This is a genomic window from Pseudomonas sp. NFPP07, assembly GCF_900115645.1.
In the GTDB taxonomy this organism is placed as follows: domain Bacteria; phylum Pseudomonadota; class Gammaproteobacteria; order Pseudomonadales; family Pseudomonadaceae; genus Aquipseudomonas; species Aquipseudomonas chlororaphis.
Window position 1 is genome coordinate 58,860 of record NZ_FOXG01000008.1, and the last position, 22,221, is coordinate 81,080.

The 22,221-nt window shown below is 63.4% G+C and carries 17 protein-coding genes; 10 read left to right on the forward strand and 7 right to left on the reverse strand.

Annotated elements, in window-relative coordinates:
- Positions 1–6: 6 nt before the first annotated feature.
- Positions 7–912, reverse strand: coding sequence for a helix-turn-helix domain-containing protein (locus BM019_RS20880; RefSeq protein ID WP_009043999.1), 906 nt, complete (start codon positions 910–912; stop codon positions 7–9).
- Positions 913–1,074: 162 nt separating this feature from the next.
- On the opposite strand from BM019_RS20880, the gene BM019_RS20885 reads away from it, so the two are divergent.
- The 4 genes from BM019_RS20885 (at position 1,075) to BM019_RS20900 (ending at position 5,503) form a co-directional block, all read left to right on the forward strand.
- Complete coding sequence (locus tag BM019_RS20885; protein ID WP_092419825.1) at positions 1,075–2,433, forward strand: glutamine synthetase family protein; 1,359 nt, start codon at positions 1,075–1,077, stop codon at positions 2,431–2,433.
- 223 nt (positions 2,434–2,656) lie between these two features.
- Positions 2,657–3,745 (forward strand): polyamine ABC transporter substrate-binding protein, encoded by a 1,089-nt coding sequence (locus tag BM019_RS20890; RefSeq protein WP_092419828.1) that lies wholly within the window; start codon positions 2,657–2,659, stop codon positions 3,743–3,745.
- The gene (locus tag BM019_RS20895; protein WP_092419831.1) at positions 3,742–5,043 is read left to right on the forward strand and encodes an NAD(P)/FAD-dependent oxidoreductase; all 1,302 of its coding nucleotides are present in this window, start codon (positions 3,742–3,744) and stop codon (positions 5,041–5,043) included. The genes BM019_RS20890 and BM019_RS20895 overlap by 4 nt, the downstream gene beginning before the upstream one ends.
- A 145-nt stretch (positions 5,044–5,188) precedes the next feature.
- A complete protein-coding gene (locus BM019_RS20900; RefSeq protein ID WP_092419834.1) occupies positions 5,189–5,503 on the forward strand; it encodes a YceK/YidQ family lipoprotein in 315 nt (104 codons plus the stop codon).
- Positions 5,504–5,568: 65 nt separating this feature from the next.
- Here the strand turns inward: BM019_RS20900 and BM019_RS20905 are convergent, their stop codons facing one another.
- Complete coding sequence (locus tag BM019_RS20905; RefSeq protein ID WP_092419837.1) at positions 5,569–6,336, reverse strand: EAL domain-containing protein; 768 nt, start codon at positions 6,334–6,336, stop codon at positions 5,569–5,571.
- 250 nt (positions 6,337–6,586) lie between these two features.
- Here BM019_RS20905 and BM019_RS20910 point away from each other — a divergent pair, with 250 nt between their 5' ends.
- Complete coding sequence (locus tag BM019_RS20910) at positions 6,587–7,591, forward strand: AraC family transcriptional regulator (protein WP_092419840.1); 1,005 nt, start codon at positions 6,587–6,589, stop codon at positions 7,589–7,591.
- 156 nt (positions 7,592–7,747) lie between these two features.
- On the opposite strand, the gene BM019_RS20915 is transcribed toward BM019_RS20910, so the two are convergent.
- Entirely contained in the window at positions 7,748–8,272 is a 525-nt protein-coding gene (locus BM019_RS20915; protein ID WP_085530781.1) for an SgcJ/EcaC family oxidoreductase, read from the reverse strand.
- 170 nt (positions 8,273–8,442) lie between these two features.
- Here BM019_RS20915 and BM019_RS20920 point away from each other — a divergent pair, with 170 nt between their 5' ends.
- From BM019_RS20920 to BM019_RS20940, 5 genes are all read left to right on the forward strand, one after another.
- Positions 8,443–9,627: a sensor histidine kinase gene (locus BM019_RS20920; protein ID WP_092419843.1), complete on the forward strand. Its 1,185-nt coding sequence runs from the start codon at positions 8,443–8,445 to the stop codon at positions 9,625–9,627.
- The gene (locus tag BM019_RS20925; protein ID WP_092419846.1) at positions 9,624–10,298 is read left to right on the forward strand and encodes a response regulator; all 675 of its coding nucleotides are present in this window, start codon (positions 9,624–9,626) and stop codon (positions 10,296–10,298) included. Before BM019_RS20920 ends, BM019_RS20925 begins: the two co-directional genes overlap by 4 nt.
- Positions 10,295–12,637, forward strand: coding sequence for an ATP-binding protein (locus tag BM019_RS20930; protein WP_092419849.1), 2,343 nt, complete (start codon positions 10,295–10,297; stop codon positions 12,635–12,637). Before BM019_RS20925 ends, BM019_RS20930 begins: the two co-directional genes overlap by 4 nt.
- Entirely contained in the window at positions 12,634–13,086 is a 453-nt protein-coding gene (locus BM019_RS20935) for a response regulator (protein ID WP_092419852.1), read from the forward strand. Before BM019_RS20930 ends, BM019_RS20935 begins: the two co-directional genes overlap by 4 nt.
- Before the next feature lie 499 nt (positions 13,087–13,585).
- Positions 13,586–16,768: a hypothetical protein gene (locus BM019_RS20940; protein WP_139217382.1), complete on the forward strand. Its 3,183-nt coding sequence runs from the start codon at positions 13,586–13,588 to the stop codon at positions 16,766–16,768.
- A 151-nt stretch (positions 16,769–16,919) separates the two neighbouring features.
- On the opposite strand, the gene BM019_RS20945 is transcribed toward BM019_RS20940, so the two are convergent.
- The 4 genes from BM019_RS20945 to BM019_RS20960 all read right to left on the reverse strand — a co-directional run bounded on the left by BM019_RS20945 (position 16,920) and on the right by BM019_RS20960 (position 21,907).
- Positions 16,920–18,179: a T6SS phospholipase effector Tle1-like catalytic domain-containing protein gene (locus BM019_RS20945; RefSeq protein ID WP_092419858.1), complete on the reverse strand. Its 1,260-nt coding sequence runs from the start codon at positions 18,177–18,179 to the stop codon at positions 16,920–16,922.
- Between the two features lie 235 nt (positions 18,180–18,414).
- Positions 18,415–19,770: an OprD family porin gene (locus BM019_RS20950; RefSeq protein WP_092419862.1), complete on the reverse strand. Its 1,356-nt coding sequence runs from the start codon at positions 19,768–19,770 to the stop codon at positions 18,415–18,417.
- An 80-nt stretch (positions 19,771–19,850) separates the two neighbouring features.
- Positions 19,851–21,056 (reverse strand): acetyltransferase domain-containing protein, encoded by a 1,206-nt coding sequence (locus BM019_RS20955; RefSeq protein WP_092419865.1) that lies wholly within the window; start codon positions 21,054–21,056, stop codon positions 19,851–19,853.
- 80 nt (positions 21,057–21,136) lie between these two features.
- Entirely contained in the window at positions 21,137–21,907 is a 771-nt protein-coding gene (locus BM019_RS20960; protein ID WP_092419868.1) for a DUF4198 domain-containing protein, read from the reverse strand.
- Positions 21,908–22,221: the final 314 nt, after the last annotated feature.

Here is a 22,221-nt window from a genome sequence, read left to right on the forward strand (position 1 = left end):
AACAGCTCAACGCTGGCCGCGGCGCAGGGTCTCGCTCGGCAGTTCCTTGAACAGCGCGCGGTAGCTGCTGGAAAACCGCCCGAGGTGCCAGAACGACCAGCGCATGGCCACCTCGGCCACGGTGGTTTCGTCCGGGCCGCGGCGCAGCAGTTCGCGGTGCGCACTGTTCAGCCGGCGCAGGCGCAGCCACTGGGTCGGCGCCATGCCGGCGAAGGCCTTGAACGCGCCTTGCAACTGGCGCAGGGAAACCCCGGCCACCTGCGCCAACTCCAGCAGGTTGAGGCTGTCTTCCGGGCCGTCCGCCGCCCACTGCGCCACCCGCTGCATGATCGCCCGCTCCTCGGCGCGCCGGCGCAGGCCGCCACCGTCCAGGCGCACGCAGGCGTTGTCGAGGATAAACAGGCAATCCTCGAGCAACTGCTGGGTCAGGGCTTCGCGACTCGGTGGGTCGAGGGTCTGCGACAGGCGCGTCAGGGTCGTGCTGAGCCAGCGGCTGAACAAGGCGTTCTGCCCGCAGTTGAGCGGCGCCAGGAACAGGCCGTCGAGGCGCTGCGCGTCGAGGCCGTGGCCGCGGACGAATTCCGGGCCGAACACCACGGCGATTTCCTGGTAGTTCTCCGGGGTGATCCAGATGTTGCGGCTCTCGCCGTTGAGCAGGTACAGGGCGTTGTCGCTGCGATCGAAACAGAACGCCAGGGAATCCTCGGGCGCGCTGAAATTCTGCTCGACCCGGGTGTTCATGCACTCCTCGTAGATCTGCACCCCTTGCAGGTCCAGATAGCGCACCTGCCCGGCGAAATGCCCGGGCGACATCTGCTGGTAATGCTGCACCCAACCCGGGGTGGCACGGATCTGATCGGCCACATCGAAGGTGTTGAAGGCCTGGACCTGGAGAGCTGTCGACGCTGTCATGAAGGGACCTTGCGCACTCTTTTGGTGCGCTTTGGTGCTGCTTAAAGTGGATAGATGGAACCGCGAGGCTTGCCCAAGATAGTCGTCAACGCGCCACAGGGGAAGCCTTGATGGGCGACTCCAAGTGCTGGCGCGTCACCGACAATCATTGACGAGGTCCTTATGAATGCCCCTTTCGATCAGCTGTCTACCTGGCTGAAAGAACACAAGATTACCGAAGTGGAGTGCGTGGTCAGCGACCTGACCGGCATCGCCCGCGGCAAGATAGCGCCCACCAACAAGTTCCTGCATGAGCGAGGCATGCGCCTGCCGGAAAGTGTGCTGTTGCAAACGGTAACCGGGGACTTCGTCGACGACGACATCTACTACGACCTGCTGGACCCGGCGGACATCGACATGGTCTGCCGCCCCGACGCCGCAGGGGTTTACCTGGTGCCCTGGGCCATCGAGCCGACCGCGATCGTCATCCACGACACCTTCGACAAGTTCGGCAACCCCATCGAGCTGTCGCCGCGCAACGTGCTGAAGAAAGTGTTGCAGCTGTACGCCGACAAGGGCTGGCAGCCGATCGTCGCGCCGGAGATGGAGTTCTACCTGACCCAGCGCTGCGAAGACCCGGACCTGCCGCTGAAGGCGCCGCTGGGCCGCTCCGGCCGGGCCGAAAGCGGGCGCCAGTCGTTCTCCATCGACGCCGCCAACGAATTCGATCCACTGTTCGAGGATGTCTACGACTGGTGCGAAGCCCAGGGCCTGGACCTCGACACGCTGATCCACGAAGACGGCCCGGCGCAGATGGAAATCAACTTCCGCCACGGCGACGCCCTCGACCTGGCCGACCAGATCACTGTGTTCAAACGCACCCTGCGCGAGGCCGCGCTCAAGCACAACGTCACCGCCACCTTCATGGCCAAGCCGGTGGCCGACGAACCCGGCAGCGCCATGCACCTGCACCAGAGCGTGGTCGACAGCGCCACCGGCAAGCCGATCTTCGCCGACGCCGAGGGCCGCATGAGCGAGCTGTTCCGCCACCATATCGGCGGTTTGCAGAAGTACATCCCCCAGGTGCTGCCGATGTTCGCGCCCAACGTCAATTCGTTCCGCCGCTTCCTGCCGGACACCTCGGCGCCGGTCAATGTCGAATGGGGCGAAGAGAACCGCACCGTCGGCCTGCGGGTGCCGACCTCCGGCCCGGAAGCCATGCGTGTGGAAAACCGCCTGCCCGGCGCCGACGCCAACCCTTACCTGGCCATCGCCGCCAGCCTGCTGTGCGGCTACCTGGGCATGGTCGAGGGCATCGAGCCGAGCGCCGCGGTGGAAGGCCGGGCCTATGAAAGGCGCAACCTGCGCCTGCCGATCACCATCGAAGACGCCCTGACCCGCATGGAAGAGTGCCCGACCATCGAGCGCTACCTGGGCAGCAAGTTCGTGCGCGGCTACGTCGCGGTGAAACGCGCCGAGCACGAGAACTTCAAGCGCGTGATCAGCTCCTGGGAGCGCGAGTTCCTGTTGCTCAGCGTCTGAGGCCTGCACACCGCGCACACCGTTGTAGCCGCTGCCGAGCCTGCGAGGCTGCGATCGATGGCGCAGCCATCGCCAGACCGTCGCACGCGGTGTACCTGATGCAACGCGGTTGCCGGGTTTACGACGGCTGCGCCGCCGATCGCAGCCTCGCGTTGCTCGGCAGCGGCTACAGGGCTTCATGAATTTGGCAAACACAATAACAACCGCAAAAAGGGGTATCGCTATGCGTCTATGGAAATCGGTGGTTCCGCTGGCCCTCACGGTGCTGTTCGGCGCCACGGCCCAGGCCGAATCGACAGTCAGCGTGTACAACTGGACCGACTATATCGGCGAGACCACCCTCGCCGACTTCCAGGCCAAGACCGGGACCCGGGTCATCTACGACGTCTTCGACTCCAACGAAACCCTGGAGGGCAAGCTGCTGGCCGGGCGCACCGGCTATGACCTGGTGGTGCCGTCCAACCACTTCCTGGCGCGGCAGGTCAAGGCCGGGGCCTTTCTCAAGCTGGACCGCGCGCAGCTGCCGAACTGGCGGAACCTCGACCCGAAACTGCTGGCCCTGCTGGAGCAGAACGACCCCGGCAACCAGTACTCGGTGCCTTACCTGTGGGGCACTAACGGCATCGGCTACAACGTCGACAAGGTCAAGCAGGTGCTGGGCATCGACAGCATCGATTCCTGGGCGGTGTTCTTCGAACCGGAGAATCTGAAAAAGCTCAGCCAGTGCGGGGTGTCGATGATGGACTCGCCGGACGAAGTGTTCCCGGCGATGCTCAACTACCTGGGCCTGGACCCGCGCAGCGAAAACCCCGCGGACTACAAGAAAGCCGAAGCCAAGCTGCTGGCGATCCGTCCCTACATCACCTACTTCCACTCCTCCAAGTACGTCTCGGACCTGGCCAACGGCAACATCTGCCTGGCCTTCGGTTATTCCGGCGACGTGTTCCAGGCCGCCAACCGCGCCAAGGAAGCCAAGAACGGGGTGAAGATCGCCTATTCGATTCCCAAGGAAGGCAGCAACCTGTGGTTCGACCTGCTGGCGATCCCGGCGGACGCCAGCAACCCCAAGGAGGCCCATGCCTTTATCAACTACCTGCTGGACCCGCAAGTGATCGCCAAGGTCAGCGCCTATGTCGGCTACGCCAACCCCAACCCGGCATCGCAGCAATACATGGACCCCGAGCTGGTGAACAACCCCGAGGTCTACCCACCCCAGGCGGTACTCGACAAGCTGTACATCTCCAGCACCCAGAGCCCGCAGACCATGCGCCTGATGACCCGCGCCTGGAGCAAAGTGAAGTCCAACCAATGAACCGGCACAGCCCTGCGCAACACACCCGCTCCTACTACGCCGCCTCGGCCAACGCGCTGCCGGACTACCCGCCGCTGAATGCAGACCTCAGCGCCGATGTCTGCGTGATCGGCGGTGGTTTCACCGGGGTCAACACCGCCATCGAACTGGCGCAGCGCGGCCTCTCGGTGATCCTCCTGGAAGCCCGGCGCATCGGCTGGGGCGCCAGCGGGCGCAACGGCGGGCAACTGATCCGCGGCATCGGCCACGACGTCAGCGGTTTTGCCCGCTACGTCGGCGCCGAGGGCTTGCGTTACCTGGAACAGGCCGGCATCGACTCGGTGGCGCTGGTCGGCCAGCGCGTGCGCGAGCACGACATCGACTGCGACCTGCGCTGGGGCTTCTGCGAGCTGGCCAACACCCCGGCCCAGTTCGCCGCGTTCCAGGCCGAGCAGGAACACCTCGCGGCCCTGGGCTACGTGCATGAAACCCGCCTGGTCGCCCCGCAGGACATGGCCCAGGTGGTGGCGTCCTCGGCCTATGCCGGGGGCCTGGTGGACATGGGGTCCGGGCACCTGCACCCGCTCAACCTGGTGCTTGGCGAGGCCGCCCTGGCCCGGACGCTGGGGGTGCGGATCTTCGAGCAGAGCCCGGTGCTGGAGCTGATCCACGGCGACAGCGTGCAGGTGCGTTGCGCCAGCGGCACGGTGCGCGCCAGCAGCCTGGTGCTGGCCTGCAACGCCCACCTGGATGACCTGGAGCCGCGCCTCGCCGGCAAGGTGCTGCCGGCGGGCAGCTACATCATCGCCACCGAGCCCCTGGCGCCGGCCCTGGCCGCCGAACTGATCCCGCAGAACCTGGCGCTGTGCGACCAGAAGGTCGGCCTCGACTATTACCGGCTCTCGGCGGACCGGCGCCTGCTGTTCGGCGGCGCCTGCCACTACTCCGGGCGCGACCCGGCGGACATCGGCGCCTATATGCGGCCGAAGCTGCTCAAGGTGTTCCCGCAGCTGGCGAATGTACGCATCGACTACCAATGGGGCGGCAAGATCGGCATCACCGCCAACCGCTTCCCCCAGGTCGGGCGCCTGCGCCAATACCCCAACGTGTATTACGCCCAGGGTTACTCCGGGCATGGGCTCAACGTCAGCCACTGGACCGCGCGCCTGCTGGCCGAGGCCATCCACGCAGGGCACAGCCGGGGCCTGGACATCTTCAGCGCAGTGCCGCACATGACCTTCCCCGGCGGCCCCGCCCTGCGCGCGCCGCTGCTGGCGCTGGGCATGCTGTGGCATCGGTTGCGTGAGGTGCTGGGCTAACGATTACCTGGGTGATAGGCGCCAGGCTTGCCGGCGGTGGCGATTGCAAAGGTACCGCCGTCATCGCCGGCAGCTCGCTGCGAGCCTTGCCATTCAGGCTGGCCTGCAGCCTCGAGCGATGCGAAGATGCGCGCCGCAAATCGGCTTGCTAAGGAATGGCATCATCAAAGCGCTCACTGCTCTCGTCCTGCTCGGCACACTCGCCCTCTCGGGCTGCGGCACCCTGATGGCCCGTGCCAGCAATCAGTACATTTCCTACGACCTCTACAAAGGCACCCAGCAGAATATCCAGCTGCTGACCATGCGTGACGCCCGCGGCTACGACGGCTACGACGGCTACGCCACGATCTACTGCTGGATGAGCATCGTCTGCCCGCTGGTGGCGGTGGTCAGCCTGCCGGTGGATGCGGCGGTCGATACCGTGCTGCTGCCCTATGACGCCAAGGGCGTTTATTACTGAAGCCGCGACCGGTCGATGCCGGCCTGGGTGAATGGATCACCGCTATCACTGGCAAACCGCCCCGCTCAATCCGCCACCACAGGCTCGGCCACCACCCCACGCAACCGGCATGGCGCGCCCAGGCGGTCGAGCCGTGGCCGGCCGAACAGGTAGCCCTGGCCCCATTCGCCACCGCAGGCCGTGGCCAGGGCGCGGTCGGCTTCGCTCTCGATGCCTTCGATGATCACGCAGGGCGCCAGGGTCTTGCACAGCTGCACCAGGTGTTTCAGGGTCTGCACGCTGTTGGGTTCGCTGCGGGCGCGTTGCAGGTAACCCTGGTCGATCTTGACCATGTCAGGAAGGCTCTGGCGGATGAATTCCAGGGTGCCGAGGCCGGCGCCGAAGTCGTCCACCGCCACCCGGCAGCCCAGCTCGCGCAGGCACAGGACAAACTCGATGGCCGCCTCGGTGCTCGGCGGCGTGGCGCTTTCGGTGATTTCGATCACCAGCCGCGCGGCCACTGAAGGCACGTCGCGCAACCGCGCAAGGGTGGCGGACCAGAACGGATCGACGATCGCGCTCTGCGCCGAGATGTTGCAGCCCAGGCGCAGATGTTCGTCCTCCAGCAGGCGCTCGATCACGCCCCCCACCACGCTGCGGTCCAGCTCGCGCATCAGCTGATGGCGTTCGAGCATGGCGAACGGGTAGACGCCATTGCCGGGCTGTTCGACATGGCGCAGCAAACCTTCCAGGTACAGCACCCGGCTGGTGTCGGGCAGCCACACCACCGGCTGGAAGGCCAGCGCCAGTCGCCCCTGCGCCAGTTCCCGATAAAAGTCTTTGACGCTTTGCATGACAGATCCGTAGTCGAAGCGGCGACAGCGCGCCGGGTGGGCTTGGCCAGGATGCGTCGGCGCGCCCGACGCGTTAATGGCTCATTGCCACTTATGATCCCCCCTGCCCGGACGGCTCGAAAGTGTTCCCGGATACCTTTCGTTTGTCCTTGGAAACACCGCACCGCCCTTTCTCGACTGTGGCCCGAGGTTTATTGCGATCATGCGCCAGCGCCAATGACATCAATTAGCCACTAGCCCAGGAAGTACTATGCACAGAATGACCGGCACCAGTTTCCGGGTGCTTGCCGATGTCCTGAGCGACGCCGGAGTCAAGGTCGAGGCCTTGCTCAAGCGCCATGGCAGCAGCCACCAGGAGACCTGTGAAAACCCCATGGGCGTCAGGCTGGAGCTGGTCTACGCGGTGCTGCAAGACGCCGTGCACCTGTGCGGCAACCCGGACCTCGGCCTGCTGGCGTACACCAAGGCCCACCCGGCCAACCTGGAAGTGCTCGGCTACGCGCTGATGTCCGGCGCCACCCTGGGCACCGCGCTGCAACGCCTGGTGGACTATCACTCGCTGGTCAGCAACGGCTTCTACCTGTGCCTGGAGCGCAACCCCCAGGCCGTCACCCTGATCGGCTTCGACATCGCCCTCGAACCGGGCCAGGTACCGCGGGCCTTCATCGATGCCGGCGCGGCGCAGACCCTGGGCCTGGTGCACTGGCTGCTGCCCGGGCACAAGCCGCAACCGCTGGCGGCGAGCTTCACCTACCCGCGCCCGCCCGACACCCGTGCCCTGGAGCGCCTGCTGGGCGCCAACCTGCAGTTCGACGCGCCCTACAACAGCCTGAGTTTCAGCCCGCGCGATTGCGCCATGGCCCTGCCCAGCGCCGACCCGGCCCTGGACGTGCTGCACATGGAATACGCGCGAACCCGCCTCAAGCTGCTGCTCGACGGCTCGATGACCGCGCAGGTAAGGCGGGTGTTGTCCGAGCGCCTGGCCCAGGGCGGGCCCAGCGACCTGCGGCATATCGCGCAGTTGGTGGGGGTCAGCAGCCGCAGCCTGCAGCGACGCCTGGGCAACGAAGACATGCACTTCTCGGCCCTGCTCGACGAGGCGCGGCTCATGCTGGCCCACAGTTTCCTGCGCAACTCGGCGCGCAGCGTCAAGTACATCGGCGCCCTGCTCGGCTTTCGCGACCAGAGCAGCTTTCACAAGGCCTGCCGCCGCTGGTTCGGCATGACCCCGGGGCGTTATCGCCAGGAAGGCTGAAGACCGCAAAACGCCGGGCGATCCCCTGTAGGAGCGAGCTTGCTCGCGATGAACTCAAGAGCGCCGCGTTTACTCAAGTAAAGACGCGGTGTCGTTAGCCACCCTCGCGAGCAAGCTCGCTCCTAAAAGATCGGCATCCGGCTGGTCAGATGAAATTCAGCGATGGCTGGCCTGCAGTTGCGGCTGTGCCTGGGGCATGGCCGAGGAATGGTGGTTGAGGATCTTCCACTGGCCGTCGATGCGCTCGTAGAGGAAGGTGTAGCGCGCCTGCACCTGGCGGGTCGCGCCACCGGCCTCGTGCAGGGTGAAGGTATAGACGCCGCTGTCCATGGCCGCGTCCGGGCCCAGGCGGCGGATTTCCCGGTAGTTGATCTGGCCCACCGGCTTGCCCGCGAGGAAATGCTCGAAGTAGTCCTGGATCTGCGCCGGGGTGGTGCGCACCTGGTTCGACACGGTCGGCTGGAGGATCGCGTCGGCGGCGTAAAGACTGGTTACGTTTTTTGCACTGCCGCTTTGCAGGGCCGCGTTCCAGCGATCGAACAGGCCGGCAATCTCCCGGTCTTCCTGATTCTGCGGCTGCGCGGCGACGGTGCGGTACACATAAGGCGTGGCGTCCAGGGCCTGGGCCAGGGGCGCGGTCAGGGCCAGCAACAGGGCAATGGCGGTGGTTGGCAGTTTCATCGGAAGGCTCCAGTGGGTTTCAATGCGCCCACTTTGCCCACCCGTTGCTGCCTCGCCATCGGCCAACCGGTGCCGGCGGCCTATGCCATTCGGCAGATAGGCCCACAGCCGGCAACCGGGTCTAATGCCTGCTCGCGAGCGCACGCCCTTCACGCTGGAGCCTGTTTTTCATGCAAAGCCCGACCCACGACCCCGGCAGCGCCCTGGCCATTCGCAGCCAGTATCGCCAGGCGCAAAGCCGCGCGGCGCGCCTGCGCCTGCTGGTGGACACCGGCCAGGAACTGACCCAGCTGCCACCCGCGGCCATGCGCCAGCGCGCCCTGCAACGGGCCTGTGCCTTTATGGCGATGGACCACGGCCTGCTGCTGGAATGGCACGCCGCCCAACCGCCCCAGGCCACCGCCCAGCACGGCGGCAGCGAACGCCTGGCCGCCCTGCACGAGCTGGCCAAGTCTGCGACCCTGCACCCCGAATGGCTGCCGCAGACCGATGCCGCCCTGCCCCAGGTGCTGCGTATTCCCCTGCCCGGCGCCGACGGCCAGGCCTTCGGCGCGCTGCTGCTGGCCAACAGCGTGGCCCTGGCCGCGCCCGACAGCGAGGACCTGGAATCCCTGCAACTGTTGGCCACCCTGCTGGCGGCGCACCTGGAAAACCAGCGCTTGCTCCAGGCCCTGCAAGCCCGGGAACGCACCATGTCGGAACTGGTGCACCGGCTGTTCAGCGCCCAGGAAGACGAACGCAAGCGCGTGGCCTACGACCTGCACGACGGCCTGGCGCAAACCCTGGCCGGGCTGCACCAGCGCCTGCAGGGGTTTGCCGGGCGCTGCCCGAGATTGCCGCAGGATCTGCACAACGAGTTGCAAAGCATCCTGACCCTGGCCCAGGGTTGCGTCGGCGAGGGCCGGCAGTTGATCGGCGGCCTGCGCCCCAACGTGCTGGACGACTTTGGCCTGTACAAGGCCATCGACAAGGAAGCCGACCGCCTGCGCGACGCCGGTCTCGAGGTGCACTGGCGGCAACAGTCCAGCGCGCGCCTGCCGGGCGCCAGCGAGATCGCCCTGTTCCGCATCGCCCAGGAAGGCATCAACAACATCCTCAAGCATGCCCGGGCCAGCCGCGCCGAACTGAGCCTGCAGCTGGCCGATGGCCAGGCCGCGCTGGCGCTGGCAGACAACGGCGTCGGCTTCGCCCTGGACAGCCCGCTGTCCAGCTGCGGCGGCCAGCACCTGGGTCTGGCGGCGATGCAGGAACGCGCCAGCCTGCTGGGCGGCGAGCTGTCCTGGCACAGCGCCCCCGGCCACGGCACCCGCCTGCTGGCCCGGGTGCCGCTGCCCACTGCGGGAGAGCAGCCATGAACCCTGCCCTGCGCCTGGTGCTGGCGGACGATCATGAAGTCACCCGCACCGGTTTTGTCGCCCTGCTCGCCGGCCACCCGGAGTTCGAGGTGGTCGGCCAGGCCCGCGATGGCCAGGAAGCTCTCGACCTGTGCGAGCGCCTGCAACCGGACATCGCCATCCTCGACATCCGTATGCCGCTGCTCAACGGCCTGGGCGCCGCGCGCCTGCTGCACCAACGGCAACCGGCGATCAAGGTGGTGATCTTCACCATGGACGACAGCCCCGACCACCTGGAAGCGGCGATTGCCGCCGGCGCCGTCGGCTACCTGCTCAAGGACGCCAGTCGCGGCGAAGTGCTCGGCGCCCTGCAGCGGGTGGCCCAGGGCGAGGAAGCCCTCAACAGCAGCGTCAGCGCCCGGCTGCTGCGGCGCATGGCCGAACGCAACGCCGGCGGCAGCGGCGGCGCCCAGGTTGTCGCCCTGACCGCCCGCGAACGCCAGGTGCTGGGGCTGGTGGCCGGCGGTTTCAGCAACCGCGAGATCGGCGAAAAGCTCGGCATCACTACCGGCACCGCCAAGGCCCATGTGGAGCGGCTGATCGGCAAGCTCGGCGCGGCGGACCGCACCCAGGCCGCGGTGCGCGGCATCGCCCTGGGGCTGGTGGCGCAGCCCGCGGGAGACTGGCCATGAGGCTCCTGGCCAGCCGGCACTGGCTCGACCTGCCGCTGCGCGGCAAGGCGCTGGTGGTGATCTCCCTGCCACTGGTGATCCTGCTGCTGTCGCTGGTGCTGATCTACATCACCGAACGCCAGACCGCCCGCGCCGAGGAAGATGTGCGCCGGGTGCTGCTGGTGCAGGGCGACATCCAGACCGTGCACACCCTGCTCGCCGAAGCGGCGGCCAGCGTGCGCGGCTACCTGCTGACCCGTCGCGAAGACTTCCTGCCCAGCTACGAACGTGCCCAGCCGCTGATCCAGGCCGCGCTGCAACGGCTGGACAGCAACATTCGCGATGCGCGCATGCGCGACCACCTCAAGGCCATCGCCCCGCTGATCGGCCACAAGCTCGACGGCCTGGTGGCCCTGCGCAACGGCCGGCCCGACGACAGCGCCAGCATCACCGCGATTCTGATCGAGAACAAACAGGTGCTCGACGTGCTGCGCGAGCAGATCAGCGCCATGCGCATCCGCGAAGACGGCCTGCTCGCCGAACGCAGCGCCGCGGCCTCGGCGACCCGCATGCGCCTGCTGCTGGCCACGCTGTTGGCGGCGCTCTGCGGCTTGTTCGGGGCGATTGTCGCGGTGCTGTTCTTGTCCAAGGGCATAGTCGCCCGGGTGCAGCAGGTGCAAGGCAACGCCCAGCGCCTGGCCCTCGGCCAACCGTTGCGCCCGCAAGCCCCGGAACAGGACGAAATCGGCCAGCTCGGCACCCGCCTGGTGGAGGCCGGGCAACTGCTGGCCGAGCGCGAGCGGGCCCTGCGCGACAACGAAGAACGCCTGCGGCTGATCATCGACGGGGTCAAGGACTACGGGATCTTCGCCCTCGACACCCAGGGCCGGGTCACCACCTGGAACGCCGGCGCCGAGCGGATCAAGGGCTACAGCGAACAGGAAATCCTCGGCCGGCACTTCTCGCTGTTCTACCTGGCGGAAGAATGCCCGGCGCACCCGGACATGGCCCTGCGCGAGGCCACCCGCGACGGCCACTACATGGAAGAGGCCTGGCGCTGCCGCAAGGACGGCAGCCGCTTCTGGGCCAGCGTGGTGATCACCGCGCAGTACGACGCCAGCGGCGCGTTGCGCGGCTTCTCGAAGATCACCCGCGACATCACCGACCGCCGCGCCGCGGAAATCGCCCTGCGCACCGCCCGCGAGGAAGCCGAAAGCGCCAGCCGCGCCAAGAGCGAATTCCTCTCGCGCATGAGCCACGAACTGCGTACCCCGCTCAACGCCATCCTCGGTTTCGCGCAACTGCTGGACATGGACTCGCCGAGCGGCCAACGGCCCCAGGTCGGCCATATCCTGCGCGCCGGCCAGCACCTGCTGACCCTGATCAACGAGGTGCTGGATATCGCCCGCATCGAGGCCGGGCACCTGGCGCTGAATGTCGAGCCGATCGCCCTGGCCGCGGTGCTGCACGAGGCCCTGACCCTGGTCTCGCCGATGGCCACCGACGCCGGTATCCAGCTGGCCGCCCTGCCCGCGCTGAGCGAGCACAGCGGGGTGATCGCCGACCGCCAGCGGTTGATCCAGGTGCTGCTCAACCTGCTGTCCAACGCCATCAAGTACAACCGGCCCCAGGGCCAGGTGCGGATCGCGGTCAAGGTGCTCGACACCCGGGTCGAGGTGGCGGTCAGCGACACCGGCGCCGGCATTCCCCTGGAGCGCCTGGACCAGTTGTTCCGCCCCTTCGAACGCCTGGGCGCCGACCCGCGGGTGGAAGGCACCGGCCTGGGCCTGGCCCTGAGCAAGAGCCTGCTGGAAATGATGGACGGCAGCCTGCGGGTGCACAGCACGCCGGGCCAGGGCTGCTGCTTTACCTTGCAACTGCCGTTTGTCCAGGTGGCCGCGGCCGGCACGCGCCTGGCCCTGGAGCAACAGCTAGTGGAACAACCGGCGGCGGTGCTGCCGGCCCGGGTCGAGGCCGTGGCATACCGCGGCCAGGTACTGTGCATCGAAGACAACCTGTCGAGCCTGGCGCTGATCGAAACCCTGCTGCAACGCCGCCCGGGCATTCGCCTGCTGTCGAGCATGCAGGGCCAGATGGGCCTGGACCTGGCGCGCCAGCATGCACCGCAACTGATCCTGCTGGACGTCAGCCTGCCGGACCTTGCAGGCCTGGAAGTGCTGCGCCGGCTGCGGGAATCGCCGAGCACCGCCAGCACCCCGGTCGTGATGATCACCGCCGACGCCAGCGCCCTGACCCACCGTGCCCTGTTGCAGGCCGGGGCCACGGCGATCCTGACCAAGCCCATTCATATCCCGGCGTTTCTCGCCCACCTTGAGCAACATTTACCGGAGCCCGCATGAACCACGATTTGCGCATCCTGATCATCGACGACCAGCGCCCCAACCTCGAGCTGATGGAGCAACTGCTGGCCCGCGAAGGCCTGCACAACGTGCTGAGCAGCACCCAGCCGCTGCGCACCCTGGAGCTGTTCAACAGCTTCGAGCCGGACCTGGTGATCCTCGACCTGCACATGCCCGAATTCGACGGCTTCGCCGTGCTCGAACAGCTCAACCGACGGATCCCGGCCGACGATTACCTGCCGATCCTGGTGCTGACCGCCGACGCCACCCGCGATACCCGCCTGCGCGCCCTGGCCCTGGGCGCCCGCGACTTCATCAGCAAGCCCCTGGACGCGCTGGAAACCCTGCTGCGGATCTGGAACCTGCTGGAAACCCGCGCCCTGTACAAAGCCCTGCGCCAGCAGGTGCCGGCGCAGCAGATCGAGCTGCTGCGCCGGCATCGGCAGTGAGTACGCCCGGGTCTGTACGAAAGTAAGGTGACAAATACCACAAGGGGCAAACCGGGGAGATCATGGCGCCAGCTTGTCGTATCCCTTACCGATCTATCGTTTTTTCTTTACTCGAAGATATTTGACTCATTGCAACTTATTAAATGCCAGGGTTGATCACATCAAGAGCTGTCAAATATCGCACACCAATGTTTATCCCCTGAAACGTAGGTGAGACAGGGTCTGGTAGCCACCGATACCGTTCGTCTCATCGGGTTGCACTGTCAATATTTCGCAACCTTACTGCTAGTATCAGTTGAAATTTGGTGGCGGTTCGCCACCAAACATTAACAGATACCTAGTGCCACAGTGACGGCAGGATTCGGCGCACCTGTGCAAGCTGCTGAGCATAAAAACGTGGATTTCATTTCGATTTTCTCGACATAAGGAAGATCGACACGGCAGTCGCGTTCTACGGTCAACGCTGTGAAAGCAAGCGCCGTATCTGTCGGAGAACGCCATGAATCCGTTCGCAATGTGGACTCTGCTTGTTGCACTCTGGGCCTTGTGTCACTTCTGGCTTGTACCTCTAAGCAAAGATCGATGGAAGGCGGTCGATCTTCGAGAAAAGATGACACGTGCCGGCAGTTTGGTAGTTCTGGAAAGAGTCCGGGATCTATCGGGTATAGGGTCCATCGTCATTTGTGCAGTGATCCTGTTCGTTTGGACATGCAGTTTCCTGGCATCAAGCTCAAGCCTAGTACCGCAAACGGTCATTCACGCTGCACAATCAATCTACGGAGTGACTAGGGAGATAGGTAGCCAATACGGCACAACGCTAGGCATCCTTGGTTTACTAGGTGCAGCTCTTTCGTTGTACTTTGCAGCTCACCAAGCACGCGAACGTGTTGCTCAAGCTTGGAGCGCCAGAGCTCAAGAGTTACATAGCCAAATAATCGAAGATCCCTCTCTTCTGGAAACTGCTCGTTCAGACTCGGAGCTCAGCCCATTGGTTGCAAGACTGGATGAGTTGGTTGAGCGCCTGGTCGCACACGATAGTGGCGTCGAAGGCTCCGTGCTGTCCCCTCAGGAGCAGGAGCAAACACATAACCTGATATCGGAAGTGCTTTCATTCTTGGCAATCGAATGGGCACGCAAAGATCTCAAACTTGAAGAGGTGATGACCCGTCCAACCGCACAAGAAGCCTTATTACCCCCTAACCGCTGGCGGCGACTGCTGCACATACTTTCTAATGAAAGATTAGGCAAAGATCTCGGTCTGTTGAAGAAGCCACTGTCTTATTTCACCACAGCGTTGCTCATTCTCTCCCTGGTTGGCTGGAGCGCCGAACCACTTGCCAATAGCATGCAACTGATGGTCAACAACCTTCGGATGAATGCAGCAGATCAACAAGCACAACATGAGATGGAAGAAGCGCTATCTGCAATTCCCCCAGCGCCGTCGCTTACCAACTCAAAGCCCATAGAGCAAAGCACTTCCTCTCCCACAGTCCAAGCAGCAACTCAGCTTTTCGTAAGGGCAGCCCTCAGTGAAGTGACACGAAGTGCTGCCCTTGAGCATTGGGCGCAGATAACACGCTCAAACCATGTCGAGTCTGAATTCGTCCGCGCCGCTCTCAACGATCAACACATCGTAGTACCCGACTATGCTAACAGCGCGATGAAAGCCCGGCAGGAAGTCGCAGCGACACTCGGCGATGTTGTCGAGGACAAGACAGGTATTGCTGTAGCCCGAAAAGAGATCGAGAAAGTAATAGAACCTTCTGTAGCTCGTCTTAAACAGGAAAACCCGAATCTCTTCTCAAAATTGACTGCGGCTCTCGAGCATCGCTATAGCACACCGCTTGCACCGTTGGATGCGCAAGGAAAACTCATCGCACAAGTTTTGGACGAAGCCTTTGGAGCCATGGATGTCAAGCCCACGACGGAGTTGGGCAAACAGGCCCAAAAACTGGTTAAGGACTTAGGTAAGGATGCTGTTAAAACTTGGATGCAAGCCTGGGCAAAGAACTGGATGACCGAAGCACTCATTAGCACTGCCCGCCCCAGTGTTATTGCCGTGGCAGCGCGTCAAGCGTCCTTTGAAACGACAGATAGCTCACGGCAATTAATCAAGTCGCTCATGGATACCGAAGGCCAGGGCTGGACTTCAAGTCCTGAAATTTTGCGCGAAGCGAAAGTTGCTGAGGCGGTCAGTAATAAAGTTGCTGATCTCCATCAGCCCTACATGAAAGCGGAATTGCATGAACGCCTAGGTGGCTATGATCAACTGTTCCCAAGTGACTTGCTGGGAGCATCCTCCCCTGGCGGCAGTTTAGGTTCCAACACCGTACTACGCGCAGATAGCAGGTATGCTGCAGATCAAACATTTAATCGCTTACGGGCAACTAACTTCAAAGTGGCCTCCAGAAGTTTTCGCGCTCGAGGGGTATTGATTGGCCAGGACATCCATCCTACGGGAATTGATGCCAACCAGATTCGCTGGACTATTCAGGCGACATCAGACAACACAACAACCAAAGTAACCATAGAGATAATGCTGAATGATCAATGGATAAATCTCGGAATCTACGATGCGGCAATCGTAAACCAAGCATTGCGCTATGCATCAGATGGTCGAGTGGTGGCAGTGACAATTGTTCCTGGTGACGGGAAGCTGATCCACCGTGTTATTCACACTCATCCAGCACTCACTGATACACCTCTGGGGTGCAGGATAGTAGAAGCAGATACTTTTATCGACAGGTTCAGCATCTCCGACAGTAACTCCAGCAGCATTAGAAACATTTCATCAGACCGACAACAGGTCTACCGCTGGTTGTATATTGCCAAATTGACAGAAATGTTGGCAACACTTGACCCGTCTACAACTTGCCCCAAAGAGGACATTGAAAAGTGGCTTTCAATGAGTCACATCGAGGCGGCGCAATTTACCCCTGTGCTGCGAAAATCGCTGGAAGACTTCATAACCCATCAAGAACAGAAGTTGCCAGGCTCCGGTCGTATACTCAGCACATCAAACATCTGCCTGGAAACCAGCAATGATCAGTTGAGCACCTGCTTATGCGAAAAAGCTAAAGGCATGGGCCTACCAGATCACTACTGGTTTCCTGAAGATCACACGTCACAGTTTCGTGAGCGTCCTATGTCAGCAGGACCAGATTGGAAATGGATGAAGCGCTCCCAAGACCAGCTTGGCAACATTGACCTTTGGGTCCATACCACCTTCTCACTCCGCCGTGCGCAAGATCCCGGAACCGTGACCGATGAAACAACTGCCACCGCATTGGATTTTCCTCCAGAGGAACTCCAACAATTACGTCAAGAAATATCAAACCGTCTACCAGGCTACTTGAAAACTCAATTAAAAAGCCCTTCATACAGCGAATTTATGGCACCACTGGAAGACTTTGTGCTACTGCAACGCTTCTTTCGTACAGCTCTGACGGGTGGTTTCGGACAAGACTTCCCGATACTTAGGCTGATAGATCTGGAGCGTGCAACACACAAATATGTTCCCTACCAACCGACAATTCGTTGGCAAGAAGTACCTGATGCCAAGCTGATGGAAGTCCTTCAACAGGCAGATCCCAAAGCGCAAGAGAATTATCAGCGCTGGTATCAGGATCTTTTTTTACGTTTGGCGACCAATCAGGCGATGTGTGATCGCGTGTCGAAATGACAGATGTTAACCAAGGCGTTCAATTTTATTGATCGCCTTGGGTTCCGTTGCTAAACCAAGCAGTAGTACCAAAATGGTTCAGTGTCGTGGTCCATATCCGCCAGTAGGCATCAATTGCGCGAGATATCCCATTGCCTACGGTCTTTCACCCTTACAAGTTGTACTCATCCAGCCTCGGCGAGTCGCCCACCTGCTCGATCAGCGCGGCATCGATGCGCAGCAGGTTTTCCGGCTGGTAGGTCAGCTGGCTGCCCCAGGGCTGGTCGTCGGCCAGGGAGCCTTTCAGGCGGACGGCCACGGAGTCATGCACCCGGACTTTCTGCCCTGGTTTATCCGTGAGAATCTCCCGCGACCTGGGTTTACCGAACGGCGGCATCGAACCGTATTCGCGGACTCGCTTGTGGGTTTTCGGGTTCCAGACCAGGCGTGGCACCCACTCGGCGATCAGCCAGTTGCGGGTCAGGGAATCGTGGGCCTGGGCCAGCGGATCCCGTAGCACCGAGGATGCTGGATAAAGTTGCGCGCGACAGGCTTCGACATCGATGCTCAACCCGGCCTCCAGGCACTCGCCGACCATCCAGCGCAAGGCAATCAATGCCAGCTGCGATTCGCCGGCGGGGTAACCGCCGCCCACATCGGCATGCACGCCGGCGAACCAAACCTGCTTGAGGTTCACGCCCTGGCCTTCTGTCCAGAGGTTCTGGCGGAAAAAGCTGCGGCGTTCGTCCAGGGACACCGCATGGCGGATGATCTTCACGTCCTCGTTCCGCCGCGTGTAGGGAACGATCAGCGGGTCGTACACCCAGCCCACCGAACTCACTGTGTCGAACAGCCCGAGAAAGTGAATGCTCACCTTCCGGGCAAAGCTGGCCTTGAACGCTTCCATCAAATCGAAATCCGGTTTTTTATCCGCGCTCATGCGCCACCAGGCGTAACTCATGGCGCGTTGGCGATTCGGCTTGGAATTATCAGCGGATTTCAAGCGAGTGGTCAGCAGCGACCAGGCAAAGTCCATCAGCTGGAGCTGATGGGCCGGCAACAGGCCGATGGTGTGCAGCAGCGCCGCCAGGACCCGCACCGCGTAGGAGCCGCGGGAGAAACCGAAGAGGAAGATCTGGTCGCCGTCCCTGTAGTTCTCCATCAGGAAGCGGTAGGCATTGAGCACGTTGCGCTTGATGCCCCAGCCGAACATCAGCCCGGCGATGCGCGACGGCACCTTCTGCCATTCGAACAGGGTTTCGCTGAGCCCGAAGGTGCCCACGCCCTGGTCGTAATAGGCCAGCAGCGTTTCGCTGTCCTTGGGTAGCGAGCGAAACAGCCGGACCACGTTGGTCGGTTCGTCACTGAAACGGTTGTTGGTGCCATCGATGCAGACAATCAGCTGGCGCGCCTTGATCCTTGTGTTCTCCACGACCTGGTTCCCTCGAGAGTCGTCAAGTGAGGTCCCCGCGCGGCCAATCGGCCAGGCACGGACCGGTGTCACCCTACGTCCGTGTCATGACAACTGCTGCGGTAAAGCGTGAAGGGCTCTCCAAGGCATAGCAGTATTAACGGCGCCCGGCCATAAAGCCCCGGGCAATAAATGTCCGGACCATGAAACCCCCTCCGCAAGGAGGGGCCGGGCGCTGACGAGCCGTGCCTGGGCGCTAGAACCTGCCGCCCAACGGATACTCGATCGCCAGCCGCAACTGGTCGGCATCCAGCTCGGCCTGGGATTTATTGCCGCGGTGCACGGCGTGGCGCAGGGTGACGGCGAGGTTTTTCGCCGGGCCGGACTGCACCACGTACTTGGCCTGCAGGTCGCGTTCCCAGTGCTTGCCGCCTTCGCCGTAGCCCAGCCAGGCGTAGCCGCCGCGCGGGTCCATATGGCTGCCGTCGATGCCGCTGCCGCGCACGTACAGGGCGCTGAAGGTCAGGCCGGGCACGCTGTAGCCGGCCATGTTGAGGTCGTAGCGGGCTTGCCAGGAGGCTTCCTCAGGGGCGTTGAAGTCCGACAGGGCCACGGCGTTACTGAGCAGGATCGCGCCACGGGTGACGTAGTCGTAAGGCGTGTCGCCGTCGACCTTCTGGTAACCCAGGCCAAAACTGTGGGCGCCGCGCTTGTAGGTCGTCATCAGGCTCCAGGTGGTGTTGTCGATGCGCCCCGACAGGGCCTTGCCGGTGTCCTGGGTGCGGTACAGGTTGAAGTCGAACGTCAGGTCCTGGCCCGGGCTCAACGGCAGGTTGTAGAGCGCGCCGAGGTACTGCTGGCGCCAGGTGTCTTCGTACAGGGCGCTGAACAGGCTGGCGTTGAGGCCCTTGATTGCAGTATTGCGCACACCGATCAGGTCGAAGCTGTCACCCTGCTGGCCATTGGAGTAATTGACCACGAACCCCTGGTCGTGGCTGGTGGCGTTGCGGTCGGTGCTTTCGTTGAAGTGGCCGCCGTACAGGGTGGTGTCGCTCAGCTCGCGGCTGGTGAGGAACCAGCCGGTGGCGGTCTCGGGCAGCAGGCGGCTGTCGGAGGAACCGAACACCGGGGTCTTGACCCGCTGCTCGCCGTAGCGCAGTTCGGTGGAGGAAAAACGCAGCTTGGCCACCGCGCCGCCGCGACTGAACTCGTCCTTGGGATGGCCGTCGTTGTCCACCCCCAGCAACCGCGCCTTGCCGGCCCGGCCACCGCCGCTGTCGAGTTTCCAGCCGGAATACACATGGGCGTCCAGGCCGAAGCCGAGCGTGCCCCGGGTAAAGCCGGAGCTGTAGTCGGCCATCAGGCCGTAGGCCCACTCCTCGGCCAGGTCGCTGCGTTCGGCGCGGGGTTTGTAGGCGTTGCGCGCGCCGTTGCTCAAGGAGCCGTGCCGATAGTCGCGACGGTCGTAGAGGCTGCGGTTGAACAGGCTCCACTGGCTGTCTTCGATAAAGCCCTTGGCATTGTCCTGCTCCGCGGCCAGCGCGAGCAGGCTCTGGCCTCCCCAAGGCCAAAAAAATGCCAACAACAGGGTGTGTCGGGTCAAGGTCTTCACTGTGGAACTCCCGAAAATCGATAAATGACAGGCGATAGGAAGCAGTGCGCCGCTATACGGGCGCACCACCGGGATCCCACTCAGAGGTATTTGAGGATCGCGATATCGCGGCGACGCTGCTTGAGGCCGGCGAACCAGCGCGTCGGGAAGAACAGCAGCACGCCGAGGATCAGGCTCCACAGCCAGACGCCGGACAGGTTGTCGAAGCCGTAGTAAGTGCCCTGGTTGGCGCCCCAGATGGCCACGGCCACCAGGTACATGGCCTTGAGCACGTACAGGTGCAGCAGGTAGAAGAACATCGGCGCGCCGCCGTAGATCGCCAGTTGCGCGGTCGACCAGCGTTCCTGGACCTTCTCGAAGTACGCCAGGAGGATCAGCCCCAGGCCCAGGGTCGGCATCAGGAACATCAGCGACGGCGGGTACTTCCTGGCGCTCATGAAGCTCATGAAGGTGCGCAACGCATCGCCGGTCTGCACCCAGGGTTTCTCGCCGTAGACGTTCAGGTAGCGGATGAACACGAAGGCCACCAGCAGGCCGACGCCGACCTTGAGCAGCCGCGAAATGCGCACCGCCGGCTGCACGTCCTTGCCGAACCACGGGCCGATGGCCCAGCCCAGCAGGATCACGCCGATCCACGGCAGCACCGGGTAGGTGGTGCGGGCCCGGGTGAATTCGGTGATGTCGATGAACACCCGCTGGTGCAGGATCGACCAGGGCACGAAGAACGGCGACTCGGGGCCCACCACCACGTCATCCAGCAGGTTGTGCCCGGCGACGATGGCCACCCCCAGCACGATCAGCCAGCTGCGTTTGAAGTGCAGCAGGCCGGCCAGCACGATCATGCAGATGCCGATGCACCAGATCACCTGCAGCCACAGGGTCTTGGGCGGGAACTCGGCGTTCCAGGCAAAACACACGAAGGTCAGTTCGAGGAACACCAGGAACAGGCCGCGCTTGAGCAGGAACACCGAGGTTTCCCCGAGGCTGTGTTTCTGGCTGTAGAGCCAGGCCGACAGGCCGGTGAGGAAAATGAACACCGGCGCGCAGATCTCGCTGAGCAGGCGGGTGAAGTACAGGTCCGGGGTCACGCTCAGGGCGTCGATCGGGTCGGTGACCTGGCGATGCAGGAGGAAGGTCTCGCGCACGTGGTCCACCAGCATGCACAGCATGACGAAACCACGCAGGGCGTCGATCGCCAGCATCCGCGTATTGGCCTTCGCCACGCTGCCCGCCAGCGCAGGGGACGCAACCCCCGCCTGCCCTGTCAATCCAGTAGAAAGAGTCATATCAGTCACTCATGTTGAAGGTCGTTGAACCTGGGCAAATACCCTGTCGCCGACTCGGCACAGGGGGTCGGGACACGGGGTCAGGATTGCTTTTTCAAGCGCGCGACTTCCGAGGCCGGCAGCGTTGAAGGCGCCCGTGGCAACGGCGGCTTGCCCTGTGGCTGGTGGAACGACAGCGTGGAACTGAAGCTCTTGAGGTCGTAGGCCTCGGCCTGGTTGTCCGGGCCCTGGCGGGTACCCGGGGTGCGGTCCTTGTATTCGGCGGCCACCACGTAGGTGCCCTGCCACGGCAGCGCGAAGCTGACCTTGCCGTCCTTGTCGCTGGTCTGGGTGAAGACTTCGCCCGAGCCGGTTTCCAGGATCACGTCCTGGGCGGCCAGCGGCTTGAGTTCATAGAACACCTGGAACTGCGCCTGGCCCGCGGCGGCCACGCCGGTGGGGACGATGTCCAGCGCCAGTTCCGGCTGGCGCGCGCGCAGGTCGCCGACCCAGCGGGTGGCGGGTGTCCAGTAGGTCTTGAGGGTCTTGCCGCCTTCATGCAGGTCGAAGATCGGATACTGCGTGTCCTGCGCCAGCAGGCTTTCGTCGGCCTTGGGCTGATGGCCGACGCTGAACGACTGGCGTTGCAGGCTCAGCCCCAGGGCAGGATTCGCCGCCGACCAGCCCTTGAGCTGGCGGAAGCGGTCGAGGCCGCCGGGGGTCACTTCCAGCATGTTCTTGTCGTACTCGCCGTAATACAGCGTCAGGGGCTGCCCCGGCGCGTGCTCGTACCAGATCTGGTGGGCCTGGGTACCGCCGGCCAGCATCAGCGCGCCCAGCCCTATCAATGTGTTTGCCGTGCTCTTGTGCATCGTGTTGCGCTCCTTTGTGCTCTCATTCAACGAATCGCCGCCCCCGCTCTGATGGCGTTGAACTTCCCGGGGAGACGATGCGCACCTACCACTGGCTGGCATTACAGCGCAGGCCGTTCTGTGCTTTGTTCCGATTTGCCGCGGCACACGCCCGTCGCCTGCTGTTTTCTCAAGGCAAACAGCGATTTATGCGGTGTGCGCCAGGCTGAAGCATCCGGGGGTCAGCGGTGCGTGGATTGTCCGATCGGGGTGCACGCGGGGCTTTTCATGCCCGGTGTTGCTTCCTTGCGCGCCACCCGCTGTCACTCACGGGT